Raw genomic sequence first — 15,738 nt, forward strand, 5'->3', positions numbered from 1 at the left:
CCCCGCATCTCGTCGAGAAGGCCATGGTCAGCCGGTCCGAGGGGCCGAAGCTAGGGCGTTTCCCGTTCGCGCAAGAACGCGTCCCGGATGCCCTCGACTAGGTCGCGCATTGCGTCCCCGGTAATGGACACGGAGGCGAAGCGGTCGAACTTCTCGACGTACAGGGAGACGTCCCGTGGGTCGGTGACGACCACCTCGGCGTGTGTCGTCTCGACCGTCACCACACGGTCGTCCCGGATGACGAAGGAGTGACCGGGCACGTCGCGCTGCGGCGCGTCGAGGGGGACCACGCGCACGTCCACGTTCGGCAGGCGGGACACCGACACGATGCGGTCCAGCTGGCCCGCCATCATCGCGGGCGGGAGGAGACGCCAGCGCAGGACGGGTTCCGTCACCACGAATCGGAGCACCTTGCTGGTGTCGTACAGGACGCGTTGCCGGTCGATCCGGGCGGAGACCGTACGGAAGAGCTGTGCTTCCGTGAGGCCCTTCGGCTCCAGCACGGCCCGGATGTACTCAGGCGTCTGGAGCAGGCCAGGAACGAGGGACGGCTGGAAGAGGCGCAGGAGCGCCATCGAGGACTCCAGCGCCCTGATCTGCTCCTGCTTCTTGTGATAGCCCATGCGCCGGAACAGGCGCCATGCGGTCGCCTCTGTGGCCTGTGCACGGGCTACGGCAAGGTACTCGGCCTTGATCTCCGGGGACACGTCCAAGACCGTGAGGATGCGTTCCACGTCCGCCGTCGCCGGGGCGACACGGCCGTTCTCGATCTTCGACAGCTTGGCGGTCGACATGACTGCGCTGCGGGCGACGGCCTTGGCCTCCTTGCCGGACGCCTGCCGCAGCGCCCGCAGCGCGGCGCCGAGTTCTGCCTGATTCACGCTGCTCCGTGCTTCCCCCACCATTCGGTGAACGGCACCGACATGGCCAGGGCGACGCTTCGATACGTCGCGTACTCGGACTGCTCGCCCGTGGGCAGCGCCCCCGGTGCCGGGACGAACGTCGGCCCGGTGAACGCGCCGTTCTCGTCGTAGTTGAGCACCACAGGCTCGCGGCCGTCGAAGAGCCAGAAATCGGGCACACCCTCCAGCGGATTCGGGCGGTCGGTCGTGTCGAGGATGTGGAACTCCTCGCCCGCCATCATGTTCGTCTGGTAGCCCCAGCTCAGCTCGTAGCGGAGGTACGGCGTGAGCGGACGGGACAGGACGTGGACGCGCACCATGCGCTTACCGCTCTCCGTCGCTGTGCGCACGGTCTCCAACCAGCCCGCGTTGTAGTCCGCGGGCTTGGGCTCGCCCGCGAGGAAGGCGCGGAAGGCGGCGGGGTTGCCCGAGTTGCTGTAGTCGTCGAGGGTCTCCAGCCGGAACGCCTCCTCCTGGAAGGTGGAGAAGCGGGCAGCCAGGTCATTAGATGCGCTGATCACGGATTGCCTTCCGGATGAGGTCCATCGGGATTTCCACCAGGGCTTCGCCCTCGGGCACGTCGAGGCCGTGTCCCGTCGGCACGCCTCCCTGCACGATCAGGGTTCCCTTGTCGGTCGCGTACAGGGTGGGACAGTCTCCGTTTTCACAGGTCGTGGCCAGCTTCGTCAGCCTCATACGGTGCCCCCTCGTTCCCGTGCTCCGGTGTCCCGTTCATCGTTCCCAGCCGACGACCTGCACAACAAGAGGTTCGGGTTTCCAGAACGGGAAACCGGTCCGCCGTCGCTTCGTCCGGGTCAATCCCTTCAGCTGCCCTCCGCTCCCCCACCGGAGCCCCAGGTCAGAGCTTCTGAGAGTTGCCGCCAGGGTCAGCCCCAAGTCAGCACACGACCCGGAAACAGCCTGAATCCGCAGGAGAAAACAGGAAGGGGCCAGACCCGATGATCTGGCCCCTGACCTGGGGATTCATGCCCTGACCAGCCACGTCAGCCGATCAAGGACTCAGGCACTACACGTTGAACCGGAACTCCACCACGTCCCCGTCCTGCATCACATATTCCTTGCCCTCCATGCGGGCCTTGCCGGCTGCGCGGGCGTCGGTGACCGAGCCGGTTTCGACGAGGTCGTCGAAGGAGATGACCTCGGCCTTGATGAAGCCCTTCTGGAAGTCGGTGTGGATGACACCGGCGGCCTCGGGGGCGGTGGCGCCCTTCTTGATGGTCCAGGCGCGGGTTTCCTTGGGGCCGGCGGTCAGGTACGTCTGCAGGCCGAGGGTGTTGAAGCCGACGTGGGCGAGGGTGGCGAGGCCGGGCTCGTCCTGGCCGACGGACTGGAGGAGTTCGAGGGCCTCGTCCTCGTCGAGCTCGGCGAGGTCGGCCTCCAGCTTGGCGTTGAGGAAGATCGCCTCGGCGGGGGCGACCAGCGCGCGCTGCTCGTTCTTGAAGTCCTCGTCGGTCAGCTCGTCCTCGTCGACGTTGAAGACGTAGAGGAAGGGCTTGGTGGTGAGGAGGTGGAGGTCGTGGAGGAGCTCCTCGTTGCCGGAGCCCTGGACGATGCCCTGGGAGAAGAGGGTGTCGCCCTTCTCCAGGATGGCCTTGGCCTCCTCGACCGCCTTGACCTTGGGGGCGATGTCCTTCTTGATCCGCGACTCCTTCTGGAGGCGCGGCAGGACCTTCTCGATGGTCTGGAGGTCGGCGAGGATCAGCTCGGTGTTGATCGTCTCGATGTCGTCCTTCGGCGAGACCTTGCCGTCGACGTGGACGACGTTCTCGTCCGCGAAGGCGCGGATGACCTGGCAGATCGCGTCGGACTCACGGATGTTCGCGAGGAACTTGTTGCCCAGGCCCTCGCCCTCCGAGGCGCCCCGGACGATGCCCGCGATGTCGACGAAGTCGACGGTGGCCGGGAGGACCTTCTGGGAGGAGAAGATCTCGGCGAGCTTGGCGAGGCGGGGGTCGGGGACGCCGACGACGCCGACGTTCGGCTCGATGGTGGCGAACGGGTAGTTGGCCGCCAGCACGTCGTTCTTGGTCAGGGCGTTGAACAGGGTCGACTTGCCGACATTCGGCAGACCGACGATTCCGATCGTGAGCGACACGGTGGCGACTCGACTTCCGAAGGGTGGTGGTGGGTGGGCAGCCGCTCCGTCACCGGATCCGGTGACGGATGCCGGTCCCGGGAGGGCCGATCCACCAGTCTACGGGGCGAGCGGCCGCGGACGGCCGCCACCGGGGACAGCCGCCCCGGGCCCGCGCCCGCGTCCCCCGCCCGGTGGCGAACGAAGGACCAAGGTCGGAACAAAGCGCGTGTCCCGTAACCGGTTAATACCACTTAGCGACCTACCGTTGACGGGTGGAGCAATACGAAACGCGCACGCACCAGCACGGTCCGCCGCGGTCCGGACGCCCGGGCACGGACACGGGCACCCGGCTCCCGCGCCCCGCGGAGGCCGTGGCCGACGATCCCGACGACGCCTTTCTCTCCGCGATGCGGGCCTCCGGGTTCGCGTCCGTACCGGCATCCGGCGCGGCACGGACCTCCGGCGGCGCCCAGGTGTCCGGCGGCGCGCCGGCGGGCGTCCGCGGGCCGGCGGCCGTGCGTCCGCCGGCCCGCGGCCCGGCGGCCGGGGACGCCCGCGGTCCCACCCGCGCGGCCGAAGCCGGCCGGGCGCCGCGCCGTACCCCGCCGCTCCCGGACGGCGCCGAGTCCTCGGCCGTCTACCGGGCCCGCGGGCAGCGCGGCCCGGTGCCCGTCCCGTCCGCCGCGACGCCGGCCAGGATGCCGTCCGCCAAGCTCACCGGACTCGGCTGCTGGCTGCTGGCGACGCTGGCGCTGCTGGCGTTCGCCTTCCTGGACCAGCTGCTCCTGGGCGGCGTGCAGAGCGCGTACGGCGTCTTCTTCCTGCTGGTGAGCGTGGCCGCGGCGCTCTGGGTGCGGCCGTACGACCTGGTCTTCGCGCCGGTCACCCTGCCGATCGCGTTCACGCTGGGCACGCTGCCGATCCAGCACGGCGGGGCCGGTTTCGGCGGGGTGGTGACGGGCGTCTTCACGGTCCTCGCGCTGAACGCCGGCTGGCTCTACGCGGGCACGCTGGTCTGCGCGCTGATCGCGCTCGTCCGGCGGGTGGCGGTCATCGCCCGGCGTCGGGCCAGCCGAGGGGCGACTCGACCGCAGGACGGGACGCGGGGCCCCCGGGACGGGGCGTCGGCGCAGGCTGCCGAGCAGGCGAGGCCACGACCGGGGAACCGTCCGCGCCGGGTGGCTCGCCAGTCCGAGCGGCGTACGCCGCCATCGCGGCCCCGACGATCCCCGCGTTGTTCCGAAGCTGAGCCGGCACGATCTCGGCCCTGATGCCCTCGATCAGCGGCAGGAACTTCTCCGCCTTGCGGGACACCCCGCCGCCGATCACGAACAGCTCGGGTGAGAACAGCATCTCCACGTGGGCGAGGTACTTCTTGACCCGGTGGGCCCACTGCTCCCAGCTGAGGTCGTGGTCCTCCTTGGCCTTCGTGGACGCGCGCTTCTCGGCCTCGTGCCCGTTCAGCTCCAGATGGCCCAGCTCGGTGTTGGGGAGCAGCCGGCCGTCGCTGAAGACGGCGCTGCCGATGCCGGTGCCGAAGGTCAGGAGGATGACCGTGCCGGACCGGCCGCGGCCCGCGCCGTGCTGCATCTCGGCCAGGCCGGCCGCGTCCGCGTCGTTGAGCACCGTGACGGGGCAGCCGCCGGCCTCGCCGCCCAGCCGCCCGGTGAGCAGCGCGGCGACGTCGGTATCGATCCAGCGTTTGTCGACATTGGCGGCGGTACGGGCCGTCCCGCCGACGATCACGCCGGGGAAGGTCACCCCGACCGGCCCCGACCACCCGAAGTGCTCCACGACCTCCGCGACGCAGTCCGCGACCGCGTCGGGGGTGGCCGGGTGCGGGGTCAGTACCTTGTGGCGCTCCTCCGTCAGGTCGCCCCGCTCCAGATCCACCGGGGCACCCTTGATGCCCGATCCGCCGATGTCCACACCGAAGACCCTCATGGGAAAAGGCTAGGCGGCCCCGGGCCGGGATGCCCGGGGGAAACGGAATCCCGTGGCGGTCAGCCCTCGGTCGTCCCGCCGGCCGCCCTGGCCTCGGCGCGCAGGTCGCGGCGCAGCTCCTTGGGGAGGGAGAAGGCGATGGACTCCTGGGCGGCGGTGACGGTCTCCACGTCCTCGTAGCCGCGCTGGGCGAGCCAGTCCAGCACGCCGTGGACGAGGATCTCGGGGACCGAGGCGCCGGAGGTGACACCGACCGTGCCGACGCCCTCCAGCCAGCTCTCGTCGATCTCCTCGGCGTAGTCCACCAGGTGGGCGTCGCGCGCGCCGGCGCCGAGCGCCACCTCGACCAGCCGGACGGAGTTGGAGGAGTTCTTGGAGCCGACGACGATGACCAGGTCGGCCTCGGCGCCCATCTGCTTCACCGCGGTCTGGCGGTTCTGGGTGGCGTAGCAGATGTCGTCGCTGGGCGGCGAGAGGAGGTTGGGGAAGCGGCCCTTGAGGGCGTCCACGGTCTCCATGGTCTCGTCGACGGAAAGGGTGGTCTGGGAGAGCCAGACGACCTTGTCGGGGTCGCGGACCTCGACGTTCTCGACGTCGCCGGGGCCGTCGACGAGGGTGATGTGGTCGGGCGCCTCGCCGCTGGTGCCGATGACCTCCTCGTGGCCCTCGTGGCCGATCAGGAGGATGTCGTAGTCCTCGTTGGCGAACCGGACGGCTTCCTTGTGGACCTTGGTGACCAGCGGGCAGGTCGCGTCGATGGTGGCGAGCTTGCCGCGCTTGGCCTCCTCGTGCACGACGGGGGCGACGCCGTGCGCCGAGAAGATGACGATGTTGCCCTCGGGCACCTCTTCCGTCTCGTCGACGAAGATCGCGCCCTTCTTCTCGAGGGTCTTGACGACGTACTTGTTGTGCACGATCTCGTGGCGCACGTAGACGGGGGCGCCGTACTGCTCAAGTGCCTTCTCGACGGCGATCACGGCGCGGTCCACGCCCGCGCAGTAGCCACGGGGGGCGGCGAGCAGGACCTTGCGGGCGGACGGCTGGGTGTCGCGGGAAGTCATGCGGTCCATCGTAAGGCCGTGCCGCCTGCCCGGAAGATCTCGCCCGGTGGCCCAGACTGGGGCCGGTTGACCGAGGAGGCACGGATGGGGTCGCTGCGGCGGGCCGAGGAGGCGGGAGCGGGGTCGCTGCGCCGGACGCTGACGTTCCGGGATCTGCTCGTCTACGGGCTGCTGTTCATCGCCCCGATGGCGCCGGTCGGCATCTTCGGCACGCTGCAGGCGAAGTCGCACGGCGCGGTCGCCCTGGTCTACGTCGTCGCGACGGTCGCGATGGCCTTCACCGCGTACTCGTACGCCCAGATGGTGCGGGTCGCCCCGCGGGCCGGGTCGGTCTACACGTACGCGCGGGTGGGGCTGGGCCGGGGCGCGGGGTTCGTCGCGGGCTGGATGGCGATGCTGGACTACCTGCTGATCCCGGCGGTGGCGTACCTGTTCTCGGGGATCGCGCTGCACACGCTGGTGCCGTCGGTGCACCCGTGGGTGTGGACGGCGCTCGCGGTGCTGGTGACGACGCTGCTGAACCTGTGGGGGGTGCGGACCGCGGCGCGGGTCGGCTTCGCGGTGCTGGCGATGGAGATCGTGGTGCTGGCGGTCTTCGTCGTGGCGGCGGTGTGCGTGCTCGCCGCGCACGGGGCGCAGCGGGGCTGGGCGGTGCCGTTCACCGGCGAGGGGGCGTTCTCGCCGGGTGCGGTGCTGTCGGCGGTGTCGGTGGCGGTGCTGTCCTATCTGGGCTTCGACGCGATCGCCTCGTTCGCCGAGGAGTCCGCGGGAGGGGCGGGGCGGGTGGCGCGGGCGGTGCTGACGTGCCTGGTGGTGGCCGGGGTGCTGTTCGCCGTGCAGACGTATCTGGCGGCGCTGCTCACCCCGGTGCCGACGGCCGAGCTGGCGGCGAGGCCGGGCGAGCAGGGGGACGCCTTCTACGTGACGGCGGACGCGGCGGTCGGGGCGTGGCTGCAGAAGCTGGTGGCGGCGAGCAAGGCGATCGGGGCGGCGTTCGCGGCGCTGGCGGGGCAGGCGGCGGCCGGGCGGCTGCTGTTCGCGATGGCGCGGGACCGGCGGCTGCTGGGGGCGATGTCGCAGGTGGACGAGGGCAGCGGGGTGCCGCGCCGGGCGTTGCTGGGGGCGGCGGCAGTGACGCTGGTGGCGGCGGTGTGGGCGGCCCGGCGGGAGGACGGGCTCGACCAGCTGTCGTCGGTGGTGAACGTGGGGGCGCTGACCGCGTTCGCGCTGCTGCACGCGTCGGTGATCGGCTGGTTCGGGATCCGTGCGGGGGCCGGGGCGCCGGACCCGCTGCGGCACGTGGTGGTGCCGCTGCTGGGGCTCGCGGTGGTGGTCGCGGTGATCGTGGCGGCGTCGCCGACCGCCCAGATGGTGGGCGGCATCTGGCTGGTGGTGGGGCTGGTGGTGCTGGCGGTGCAGTACGTGCGGCGGGCCGGGGCCGGCGGCGGGGCGGCGGGGGCAGCGGACTGAGGGCGAGCCCGCGGGCACTGTCAGTGCCCACCGCTACTCTCGCTCGTATGGCTGTCTCAACGTCCCCGGAAACGCCGATCCCGGTCGGCGAGGTGTCCCGGCTCATCGGCGGGTGGATCGACCGCCTCGGCGCGGTGTGGGTCGAGGGGCAGATCACCCAGCTCTCGCGGCGGCCCGGCGCGGGGGTGGTCTTCCTGACGCTGCGGGACCCCTCGTACGACATCTCGCTGAGCGTGACGTGCTACCGCCAGGTCTTCGACAAGGTCGCCGACGTGATCAGCGAGGGCGCGCGGGTGGTGGTGCACGCCAAGCCGGAGTGGTACGCGCCGCGCGGTCAGCTGTCGCTGCGGGCGGCCGAGATCCGGCCGGTCGGGGTGGGTGAACTCCTCGCCCGGCTGGAGCAGTTGAAGAAGTCCCTGGCGGCGGAGGGGCTGTTCGCGGCGGAGCGCAAGAAGCCGCTGCCGTTCCTCCCGCAGCTGATCGGGCTGGTCTGCGGCCGGGCCAGCGCCGCCGAGCGCGACGTGCTGGAGAACGCCCGGCACCGCTGGCCGGCGGTCCGCTTCGCGGTGCGCAACGTACCGGTGCAGGGGGTGCACGCGGTGCCGCAGGTGATCGCGGCGGTCCAGGAGCTGGACGCGCTGCCCGAGGTGGACGTGATCATCGTGGCGCGCGGCGGCGGCAGCGTGGAGGACCTGCTGCCGTTCTCCGACGAGCAGCTGGTGCGGGCCGTGGGCGCGGCGGCCACACCGGTCGTCTCGGCGATCGGCCACGAGCCGGACACCCCGCTGCTGGACCTGGTGGCCGACCTGCGCGCGTCGACGCCGACGGACGCGGCGAAGAAGGTGGTGCCGGACGTGGGCGAGGAGCTGGCGCGGGTGCGGCAGCTGCGGGAGCGGGCGCTGCGCGCGATCGACGGCTTCCTGCAGCGGGAGGAGCGCGGGCTGGCCGGCGCCTTGCAGCGGCCGTGCATACAACGGCCGCAGCGGATGGTCGAGGAGCGCGAGGAGCAGGTGGCGGCCCTGGCGGCGCGCGGCCGGCGGACGCTGGGCCACCTGCTGGACCGGGCCGACTCGGAGCTGGTGCACACCCTCGCGCGAGTGGTCGCGCTCTCCCCCAAGGCGACGCTGGAGCGCGGCTATGCGGTGCTGCAGAAGCCGGACGGGGCGGCGGTGCGCTCACCGCGGGAGGTCGGTGTGGACGAGGAACTCCGGGCCCGGGTGGCCGAGGGCGAGTTCAGGGTGCGGGTGGACGGCGTCCCGGGCGCTGTCACACCCCCTGCATAGGGTGGGAGACATGGCGAAGGCGAAGACGGACGACGGGGTGGACGCGGAGCAGGGCGGGGCGGCCGGCGCACCGGCGCAGGTGCCGCCGGTGGACTCCACGCTCGGCTACGAGCAGGCGCGGGACGAGCTGATCGAGGTCGTCCGCAGCCTGGAGGCGGGCGGCACGACGCTGGAGGAGTCCCTGGCGCTGTGGGAGCGCGGCGAGGCGCTGGCGAAGGTCTGCCGTCGCTGGCTGGACGGCGCCCGCGCCCGCCTGGACGCGGCCCTGGCGGAGCCGGACGAGGCGGAGGCGGGCCCGGCGGGCGACTGAGCCGGCGGCCGGCGAAAGATCGGGAACATGTGAATCGGCTCACAACCCGACAGATTTAGTTGAATCTTAATCTATCCGCTTTAGAGTGGTAGGGACCGAACCTGAACCGATCCGATTCACCGAGGTGCCCTTATGTCTCTCGCCCTTGACGCCGCCGCTCAGGACCTGCTGTTCCGCGAGGCCCAGACCGCCAACACGTTCACGGACGAGCCGGTGACGGACGAGCAGGTCCAGGCGGTCTACGACCTGGTGAAGTTCGGCCCGACCGCCTTCAACCAGTCCCCGCTGCGGATCACCCTGGTCCGTTCCGAGGAAGCCCGTCAGCGCCTGGTCAACCACGCCATGGGCGCCAACGGCCCGAAGACCCTGACCGCCCCGCTGACCGCGATCCTCTCCGTGGACCTGGACTTCCACGAGAAGCTGCCGGAGCTCTTCCCGCACGCCCCGGGCATCAAGGACAGCTTCTTCTCCGAGGCCGCCGTCCGCGAGGTCGCCGGCACCCAGAACGCCACCCTGCAGGCCGGCTACTTCATCGTCGGCGTCCGCGCCGCCGGGCTGGCCGCCGGCCCGATGACCGGCTTCGACTTCACCGGCGTGGACAAGGAGTTCTTCGGCGACGGCAAGCAGAAGTCGTTCATGGTCGTCAACATCGGCAAGCCGGGCGCCGACGCCTTCTTCCCGCGCTCGCCGCGGCTGACCTTCGACGACGCCGTCACCACCGTCTGAGCAGGCACCCCCGCACGACGACGAGGCCGCCGCACCCCTCCCGGGTGCGGCGGCCTCGTCGTCGGTGCGGGCGCGCGGGCCGTCGTGCGTACGGCCGCGGGCCGCGCCCGGTCAGCCCTTCTTGGCCACCAGCGCGGCCGCCAGATCCGCGAGCCGCCCGTACGGCGCGGTACCGGTGACGACCGTGGTCACGCCCGACTCCTCGCGGACCAGCGCCCGGTACCGGTCACCCTTGTAGCGGTCCCACTTCTTGCTGCCGACGGCCTGCTTGCCCTCGACCTTGGTGGCGCCGAGCGTGACCTCACGGATGAACTTGCGCGCGGGCGCGTCGCTCTGCTCGACGGACGCGTACTCCTGCTCGGGGTCGAGCATGCCCAGGTGCCAGGCACCGCCCTTGCCGTCGTCGCTCGCCTTGTACGAGACCGACGTGGCGCGCCAGGTCTTCGGCAGCCCCTCCGGTGCCGCGACGGCGTAGGGCGCCGCCCGCCGGGCCGTGATGACCTCGACGCGGTAGTCGACCGTCTTGACGGCGCTCTTCTCCGCGTCGGCGCTGTCGTCGTGCGGGATGAAGATGTAGATCGCCCCGACCAGGGCGCCGATCACCGCCAGCGACAGGACCATGTCCCGCACCGTTTGCCTGCCTCGCATACCTGCCACGTCCCTATCGTCCCCCATGCCCGCGGCGACTCCGACAGGCCCCCTGGTGACGGCCGTCACCCGTGCAAACGAAGGATCGTGGCCGCATTCGTCCGCTCATGCGAAGGGCCCTCTGCTCATTTTGGCGGTCGGCAGATAAGGTCGGACCTACCCTCATCCTTCGCGGCCGTCGCCGTACAGAAAGGTGCGCTCGATGACCGAGCATCATCTCCCGTCCCAACTCGAGGTCAGCCCCGAGGCCCCGGACCGCAACCTCGCCCTGGAACTCGTCCGGGTGACCGAGGCCGGTGCCATGGCGTCGGGCCGCTGGGTGGGCCGAGGCGACAAGAACGGCGCGGACGGCGCGGCGGTCAAGGCCATGCGCGCCCTGATCCACACCGTCTCGATGAACGGCGTCGTGGTCATCGGGGAGGGCGAGAAGGACCACGCCCCGATGCTCTACAACGGTGAGCGGGTCGGCGACGGGACCGGCCCGGAGTGCGATGTGGCCGTGGACCCGGTGGACGGCACGACGCTGACCGCCAAGGGCATGGCGAACGCCGTCTCCGTGATGGCGGTCGCCGAGCGCGGCGCGATGTTCGACCCGTCCGCGGTGTTCTACATGGACAAGCTGGCGACCGGGCCGGAGGCGGCGGACTTCGTCGACATCACGGCGCCGGTGGCGGTCAACATCAAGCGGATCGCCAAGGCCAAGAAGTCCGCGGTCGAGGACGTCACCGTGGTCATCCTGGACCGGCCGCGCCACGAGGGCCTGGTCAAGGAGGTCCGGGAGGCCGGTGCCCGGATCAAGTTCATCTCCGACGGCGACGTCGCCGGCGCGATCATGGCGGCCCGCGAGGGCACCGGCGTCGACCTGCTGCTGGGCATCGGCGGTACCCCCGAGGGCATCATCACCGCCTGCGCGATGAAGTGTCTGGGCGGCACGCTGCAGGCCAAGCTGTGGCCGAAGGACGACGAGGAGCGGCAGCGCGCGCTGGACGCCGGGCACGACCTGGACAAGGTGCTCCAGATCGACGACCTGGTCCGCAGCGACAACGTCTTCTTCGTCGCCACCGGCATCACCGACGGCGAGCTGCTGCGCGGCGTGCGCTACCGCGCCGAGACCGCCTACACCCAGTCCCTGGTGATGCGCTCCAAGTCCGGCACGATCCGGCAGATCGACTCCCAGCACCGGCTGTCGAAGCTGCGCGCGTACAGCTCGGTGGACTTCGAGCGCCCCAGCTAGCGGCGCCTGGCGGCGCCCGTCCCGGGCACGCACTTCGCCCCCGTCGGAGAGTCTCCGGCGGGGGCGAAGTGGCCCATGGGCCGCGGGGATCGGAGTGCCGTCAGCCCGCCGCGGGCATATGGGCCGCGCGCTGGAGCTCGGCCTCGCGCCGCCGTCGGCGGGTCAGCACGACCCGCCGTTCGGCCGCGGTCAGGCCGCCCCAGACGCCGTACGGCTCCGGCTGGAGCAGCGCGTGCTCCCGGCACTCGACCATCACGGGGCAGCGGGCACAGACCCGCTTCGCCGCTTCCTCCCTGGCCAGCCGCGCGGCGGTCGGCTCCTTGGACGGGGCGAAGAACAGCCCGGCTTCGTCCCGTCGGCACACCGCCTCCGAATGCCAGGGACCGGCTTCGTCGCGTGCAGGCACTCGCGGGGACGGAACGACAGCGGCATCCTGCAGGGGCTGATGCGGTAGCAGCACGGTCTACTCCTGACGACGGCTTCGGCGAGAGAAATCACCCTTGCCCGTCTCGCTGCGCACGGCCTTTTTCCGCACCCCGCAGCCGTACGAGAGACGATGCACCAGCCCTACCCGCTGTGCGCACGCTTATGCACTCCGTGGCGATCGTGCGGAAACCCGACATCGCGACAAGGCGAAGAACGCGCTCAGTCGTCCCGCCCCCTGCGGAAGCGGTCCCGGCGCTCGCGCCGTTCGGCCCGCAGTCGCTCGTGCCACTCCTGCCGCTCCTCGCGCATCCGCTGGTGGCGTTCGCGGTGCTCCTCGCGCAACCGCTGGTGGTGTTCGCGGTGCTCGTCGCGCAGCTGGTGGCGCAGCTCCCGGTGGCCCTCGCGCAGCCGCCCGCGCAGGTCGCGGACCCAGGCGCCGCGCTTGGGCCGGGCGTCCACGCTACCCAGGACGGCGTAGCCGTTGACCAGGACCTGCGGGGCGTCGCCGTCCGGCGCCTCGTTGGTCGTGACCTCGAAGCTGCCCAGCACGCCGGAACCGCTGCTGCGCACCGTGATGTTCTCCGGCACCCGGATGTCCACGCTGCCGAAGATCGAGGTGACGTTGATCTGGACCTGCTGCTGCGGGAAGACCGCCTCGGTCAGATCGATCTCGACGGTGCCGAAGACGGCCACCGCGTTGATCCGCGCGGGGACCTGCCAGCGGCCCTTGCGGACCGAGGCGCTGAAGATCGCGACGAGGTTCTGGTCGGCCGGCGGCACACCGGGCCCGAACGCGTACGCCTCCGACTCCGGCCGGGTACGGCCACCGCCCGCGGCGGGCAGGTCGCGTACGACGTGCTCCAGTTCGCCCATGGTCTTGGCGCGGTAGACCGTGTCGATCCGCTCGGCGTGCTCCTCGGGATCCAGCCGGCCCTCCGCCAGCGCCTCCCGGAGGATCTCGGCGATCCGGTCGCGGTCCGCGTCGGACGCCCGGATGTCCGCCTCGGCCACGGGCGCGCCCGCGGGCCTGGTCACCGGCCTGGTCTCGGCCTTGGTCAGATTCACCGCATGCGGCGTCTCGGGACCCACTCGTCCCCCGTTGTCTGCATCCACCGCCCCAGCGTACCGAAACGCGATAGATCGCGACTAGGGCCTGTCGTGCGGGGGTGCGGGCGGACCCCGGGGCGGCGCCGGCCCGGATCGCACCCGCCGCCGCGGCCGGCCCGCACGCCGACTGAGCCTTACCTCACAGCCACGTCCGCGCGCCAGGGTTCTACGCTGTTCAAGCGCTGCCGCAGATGTCAGCCGGACCTCTCCGAGTAAGGAATGACCTTCAATGCCGGAATTCGCCTACACCGACCTTCTCCCCGTAGGTGAGGACAACACCCCGTACCGCCTCGTCACCTCGGAGGGCGTGAGCACCTTCGAGGCCGACGGCCGTACGTTCCTCAAGGTCGAGCCGGAGGCGCTGCGCAAGCTGGCCGCCGAGGCGATGCACGACATCTCGCACTACCTGCGCCCGGCCCACCTCGCCCAGCTCCGCAAGATCCTGGACGACCCCGAGGCCAGCGGCAACGACCGCTTCGTCGCCCTCGACCTGCTGAAGAACGCCAACATCGCGGCGGCGGGCGTGCTGCCCATGTGCCAGGACACCGGCACCGCGATCGTGATGGGCAAGCGCGGCCAGAACGTGCTCACCGCCGGCGGCGACGAGGAAGCGCTCTCCCGCGGCATCTACGACGCCTACACCCAGCTGAACCTGCGCTACTCGCAGATGGCCCCGCTGACGATGTGGGACGAGAAGAACACCGGCTCCAACCTCCCGGCGCAGATCGAGCTGTACGCGACCGACGGCGGCGCGTACAAGTTCCTCTTCATGGCCAAGGGCGGCGGCAGCGCCAACAAGTCGTTCCTCTTCCAGGAGACCAAGGCGGTCCTCAACGAGACCTCCATGATGAAGTTCCTGGAGCAGAAGATCCGCTCGCTCGGTACGGCCGCCTGCCCGCCGTACCACCTGGCCATCGTCGTCGGCGGCACGTCGGCCGAGTACGCCCTCAAGACCGCCAAGTACGCCTCCGCGCACTACCTCGACGAGCTGCCCGCCGAGGGCTCCCCCACGGGCCACGGCTTCCGCGACAAGGAGCTGGAGGACAAGGTCTTCGAGCTGACGCAGAAGATCGGCATCGGCGCCCAGTTCGGCGGCAAGTACTTCTGCCACGACGTCCGCGTGGTCCGCCTGCCCCGGCACGGCGCGTCCTGCCCGGTCGCCATCGCCGTCTCCTGCTCGGCCGACCGCCAGGCCGTCGCGAAGATCACCGCCGAGGGCGTCTTCCTCGAGCAGCTGGAGACCGACCCGGCGCGCTTCCTGCCGGAGACCACGGAGGAGGAGCTGACCGAGGGCGCGGGCCCGGACCTCGACGCGGTCGCCATCGACCTCAACCGCCCCATGGACGCGGTCCTCGCCGAGCTGACCAAGCACCCGGTCAAGACCCGCCTCTCCCTCACCGGCACGCTGGTCGTCGCCCGTGACATCGCGCACGCGAAGATCAAGGAGCGCCTGGACGCCGGCGAGGAGATGCCGGAGTACCTCAAGAACCACCCGGTCTACTACGCGGGCCCGGCCAAGACCCCCGAGGGCTACGCCTCCGGCTCCTTCGGCCCGACGACCGCGGGCCGGATGGACGCCTACGTCGAGCAGTTCCAGGCCGCCGGCGGCTCCAAGATCATGCTGGCCAAGGGCAATCGCTCCCAGCAGGTCACCGACGCCTGCGCCGCCCACGGCGGCTTCTACCTCGGCTCCATCGGCGGCCCCGCGGCCCGCCTGGCCCAGGACTGCATCAAGAAGGTCGAGGTCCTCGAATACGAGGAACTCGGCATGGAAGCCGTCTGGAAGATCGAGGTCGAGGACTTCCCCGCCTTCATCGTCGTCGACGACAAGGGCAACGACTTCTTCCAGGACCCGGCCCCGGCCCCGACGTTCACGAGCATTCCGGTGCGCCAGGGAGCGTAATTCCCCACCGGCACCACGCCACGGCCATCATCCGCACGACGCGGGTGGTGGCCGTCGGTCTTTTCCGCATTCCTTGCGGTGGGCGCATTTCAGCCAGCCGTACGGCCGAAAATCCGCCGGCGCATCAAGCTCCCGTAAAATCGCTGGCCAGGAGAATTACGCCGCGTTACGGTCGATGAGCGTAATGATCAAGGATGGTTCGCGAGTGAGGGGGACCGACGGTGGCCGGTTCGGGGGATTTCTCGGTAGACGTCGAGGAATTAGGCTCCTTGTCAACACGCTTGGATCGCTGCACGGAGTCGATGAAACATGCTGGCGGCGATTTGCGCAGCGCGACCGTCGGCGACCTCGGCAACGGCCAGATCGACCAGGCAGGGGCGGAATTCAAGAGCGCATGGGAGTTCGGCATTTCTCAGATAGCCGCTGTCACCGATGCCATCCGGGAAGGTCTGCAAGTGACGGCGCGCGCCTACCACGAGACGGACAGCGCAATCCAGCAGGCTTTCGCGAAGGGGCACCGCCATTCCGGCGCCACTGCCAGCCGCGGCAGCGCGGAGGCCAGCCCCTTCGGGTAACCGGCTCGAACAAGACTGATACCTGAAACAACTGCTGTGGGGGAATTGATC

Annotated in this window: 15 protein-coding genes and 2 pseudogenes; 8 read left to right on the forward strand and 9 right to left on the reverse strand. The window is 70.7% G+C overall.

Going from position 1 to position 15,738, the window contains the following annotated elements; translation table 11 throughout:
• Window positions 1-50 precede the first annotated feature (50 nt).
• The 4 genes from SL103_RS30455 to ychF all read right to left on the reverse strand — a co-directional run bounded on the left by SL103_RS30455 (window position 51) and on the right by ychF (window position 3,018).
• Complete coding sequence (locus tag SL103_RS30455) at window positions 51-881, reverse strand: helix-turn-helix domain-containing protein (protein ID WP_069572178.1); 831 nt, start codon at window positions 879-881, stop codon at window positions 51-53.
• Complete coding sequence (locus SL103_RS30460) at window positions 878-1,423, reverse strand: DUF6879 family protein (protein ID WP_069572179.1); 546 nt, start codon at window positions 1,421-1,423, stop codon at window positions 878-880. The genes SL103_RS30455 and SL103_RS30460 overlap by 4 nt, the downstream gene beginning before the upstream one ends.
• Window positions 1,407-1,598, reverse strand: coding sequence for a hypothetical protein (locus SL103_RS30465; RefSeq protein ID WP_069572180.1), 192 nt, complete (start codon window positions 1,596-1,598; stop codon window positions 1,407-1,409). Before SL103_RS30465 ends, SL103_RS30460 begins: the two co-directional genes overlap by 17 nt.
• A gap of 331 nt (window positions 1,599-1,929) precedes the next feature.
• Complete coding sequence (gene ychF, locus SL103_RS30470) at window positions 1,930-3,018, reverse strand: redox-regulated ATPase YchF (RefSeq protein WP_069572181.1); 1,089 nt, start codon at window positions 3,016-3,018, stop codon at window positions 1,930-1,932.
• 680 nt (window positions 3,019-3,698) lie between these two features.
• Between ychF and SL103_RS39465 the strand changes: the two are divergent.
• A pseudogene (locus tag SL103_RS39465) lies at window positions 3,699-3,989 on the forward strand (DUF6542 domain-containing protein); the annotation flags it as partial.
• Between the two features lie 61 nt (window positions 3,990-4,050).
• Here the strand turns inward: SL103_RS39465 and ppgK are convergent.
• Both ppgK and SL103_RS30480 read right to left on the reverse strand, forming a co-directional pair.
• On the reverse strand, window positions 4,051-4,944 hold the full coding sequence (ppgK, locus tag SL103_RS30475; RefSeq protein WP_069572182.1) for a polyphosphate--glucose phosphotransferase: 894 nt from the start codon (window positions 4,942-4,944) through the stop codon (window positions 4,051-4,053).
• Window positions 4,945-5,003: 59 nt separating this feature from the next.
• Window positions 5,004-6,005 (reverse strand): 4-hydroxy-3-methylbut-2-enyl diphosphate reductase, encoded by a 1,002-nt coding sequence (locus tag SL103_RS30480; protein ID WP_069572183.1) that lies wholly within the window; start codon window positions 6,003-6,005, stop codon window positions 5,004-5,006.
• Between the two features lie 84 nt (window positions 6,006-6,089).
• On the opposite strand from SL103_RS30480, the gene SL103_RS30485 reads away from it, so the two are divergent.
• From SL103_RS30485 to SL103_RS30500, 4 genes are all read left to right on the forward strand, one after another.
• Window positions 6,090-7,475, forward strand: a complete 1,386-nt coding sequence (locus tag SL103_RS30485; protein ID WP_069572184.1) for an APC family permease — start codon at window positions 6,090-6,092, stop codon at window positions 7,473-7,475.
• Between the two features lie 47 nt (window positions 7,476-7,522).
• The gene (gene xseA, locus SL103_RS30490) at window positions 7,523-8,758 is read left to right on the forward strand and encodes an exodeoxyribonuclease VII large subunit (protein ID WP_069572185.1); all 1,236 of its coding nucleotides are present in this window, start codon (window positions 7,523-7,525) and stop codon (window positions 8,756-8,758) included.
• A gap of 10 nt (window positions 8,759-8,768) precedes the next feature.
• Window positions 8,769-9,068 carry an exodeoxyribonuclease VII small subunit gene (locus tag SL103_RS30495; RefSeq protein ID WP_069572186.1) on the forward strand — a complete coding sequence of 100 codons (300 nt, stop codon included), beginning with the start codon at window positions 8,769-8,771 and terminating at the stop codon, window positions 9,066-9,068.
• A 132-nt stretch (window positions 9,069-9,200) separates the two neighbouring features.
• A complete protein-coding gene (locus tag SL103_RS30500) occupies window positions 9,201-9,794 on the forward strand; it encodes a malonic semialdehyde reductase (protein ID WP_069572187.1) in 594 nt (197 codons plus the stop codon).
• A 111-nt stretch (window positions 9,795-9,905) separates the two neighbouring features.
• Here the strand turns inward: SL103_RS30500 and SL103_RS30505 are convergent, their stop codons facing one another.
• Window positions 9,906-10,442, reverse strand: a complete 537-nt coding sequence (locus SL103_RS30505; protein WP_079146057.1) for a DUF4245 domain-containing protein — start codon at window positions 10,440-10,442, stop codon at window positions 9,906-9,908.
• Between the two features lie 202 nt (window positions 10,443-10,644).
• Between SL103_RS30505 and glpX the strand changes: the two genes are divergently transcribed.
• Window positions 10,645-11,676: a class II fructose-bisphosphatase gene (gene glpX / locus SL103_RS30510; protein ID WP_069572189.1), complete on the forward strand. Its 1,032-nt coding sequence runs from the start codon at window positions 10,645-10,647 to the stop codon at window positions 11,674-11,676.
• A gap of 100 nt (window positions 11,677-11,776) precedes the next feature.
• Here glpX and SL103_RS30515 read toward each other — a convergent pair whose 3' ends face one another.
• A complete protein-coding gene (locus tag SL103_RS30515; RefSeq protein WP_033266155.1) occupies window positions 11,777-12,136 on the reverse strand; it encodes a WhiB family transcriptional regulator in 360 nt (119 codons plus the stop codon).
• Window positions 12,137-12,495: 359 nt separating this feature from the next.
• Window positions 12,496-13,167, reverse strand: a pseudogene (locus tag SL103_RS30520) (DUF1707 SHOCT-like domain-containing protein); the annotation flags it as partial.
• 271 nt (window positions 13,168-13,438) lie between these two features.
• Between SL103_RS30520 and SL103_RS30525 the strand changes: the two are divergent.
• Together SL103_RS30525 and SL103_RS30530 are read left to right on the forward strand one after the other, a co-directional pair.
• Window positions 13,439-15,112 (forward strand): fumarate hydratase, encoded by a 1,674-nt coding sequence (locus SL103_RS30525; protein ID WP_069572190.1) that lies wholly within the window; start codon window positions 13,439-13,441, stop codon window positions 15,110-15,112.
• A gap of 302 nt (window positions 15,113-15,414) precedes the next feature.
• A complete protein-coding gene (locus SL103_RS30530) occupies window positions 15,415-15,687 on the forward strand; it encodes a hypothetical protein (RefSeq protein WP_164492914.1) in 273 nt (90 codons plus the stop codon).
• Window positions 15,688-15,738: the final 51 nt, after the last annotated feature.

Source organism: Streptomyces lydicus (genome assembly GCF_001729485.1).
Taxonomy (GTDB): Bacteria; Actinomycetota; Actinomycetes; order Streptomycetales; family Streptomycetaceae; genus Streptomyces; species Streptomyces lydicus_D.

Coding starts and splice junctions, on each gene's coding strand:
- glpX (WP_069572189.1), top strand. CDS start 10,645: ATGACCGAGCATCATCTCCCGTCCCAACTCGAGGTCAGCCCCGAGGCC.
- SL103_RS30485 (WP_069572184.1), top strand. CDS start 6,090: ATGGGGTCGCTGCGGCGGGCCGAGGAGGCGGGAGCGGGGTCGCTGCGC.
- SL103_RS30525 (WP_069572190.1), top strand. CDS start 13,439: ATGCCGGAATTCGCCTACACCGACCTTCTCCCCGTAGGTGAGGACAAC.
- SL103_RS30465 (WP_069572180.1), bottom strand. CDS start 1,598: ATGAGGCTGACGAAGCTGGCCACGACCTGTGAAAACGGAGACTGTCCC.
- SL103_RS30495 (WP_069572186.1), top strand. CDS start 8,769: ATGGCGAAGGCGAAGACGGACGACGGGGTGGACGCGGAGCAGGGCGGG.
- SL103_RS30530 (WP_164492914.1), top strand. CDS start 15,415: ATGAAACATGCTGGCGGCGATTTGCGCAGCGCGACCGTCGGCGACCTC.
- SL103_RS30500 (WP_069572187.1), top strand. CDS start 9,201: ATGTCTCTCGCCCTTGACGCCGCCGCTCAGGACCTGCTGTTCCGCGAG.
- xseA (WP_069572185.1), top strand. CDS start 7,523: ATGGCTGTCTCAACGTCCCCGGAAACGCCGATCCCGGTCGGCGAGGTG.
- ppgK (WP_069572182.1), bottom strand. CDS start 4,944: ATGAGGGTCTTCGGTGTGGACATCGGCGGATCGGGCATCAAGGGTGCC.
- SL103_RS30480 (WP_069572183.1), bottom strand. CDS start 6,005: ATGACTTCCCGCGACACCCAGCCGTCCGCCCGCAAGGTCCTGCTCGCC.
- SL103_RS30505 (WP_079146057.1), bottom strand. CDS start 10,442: ATGCGAGGCAGGCAAACGGTGCGGGACATGGTCCTGTCGCTGGCGGTG.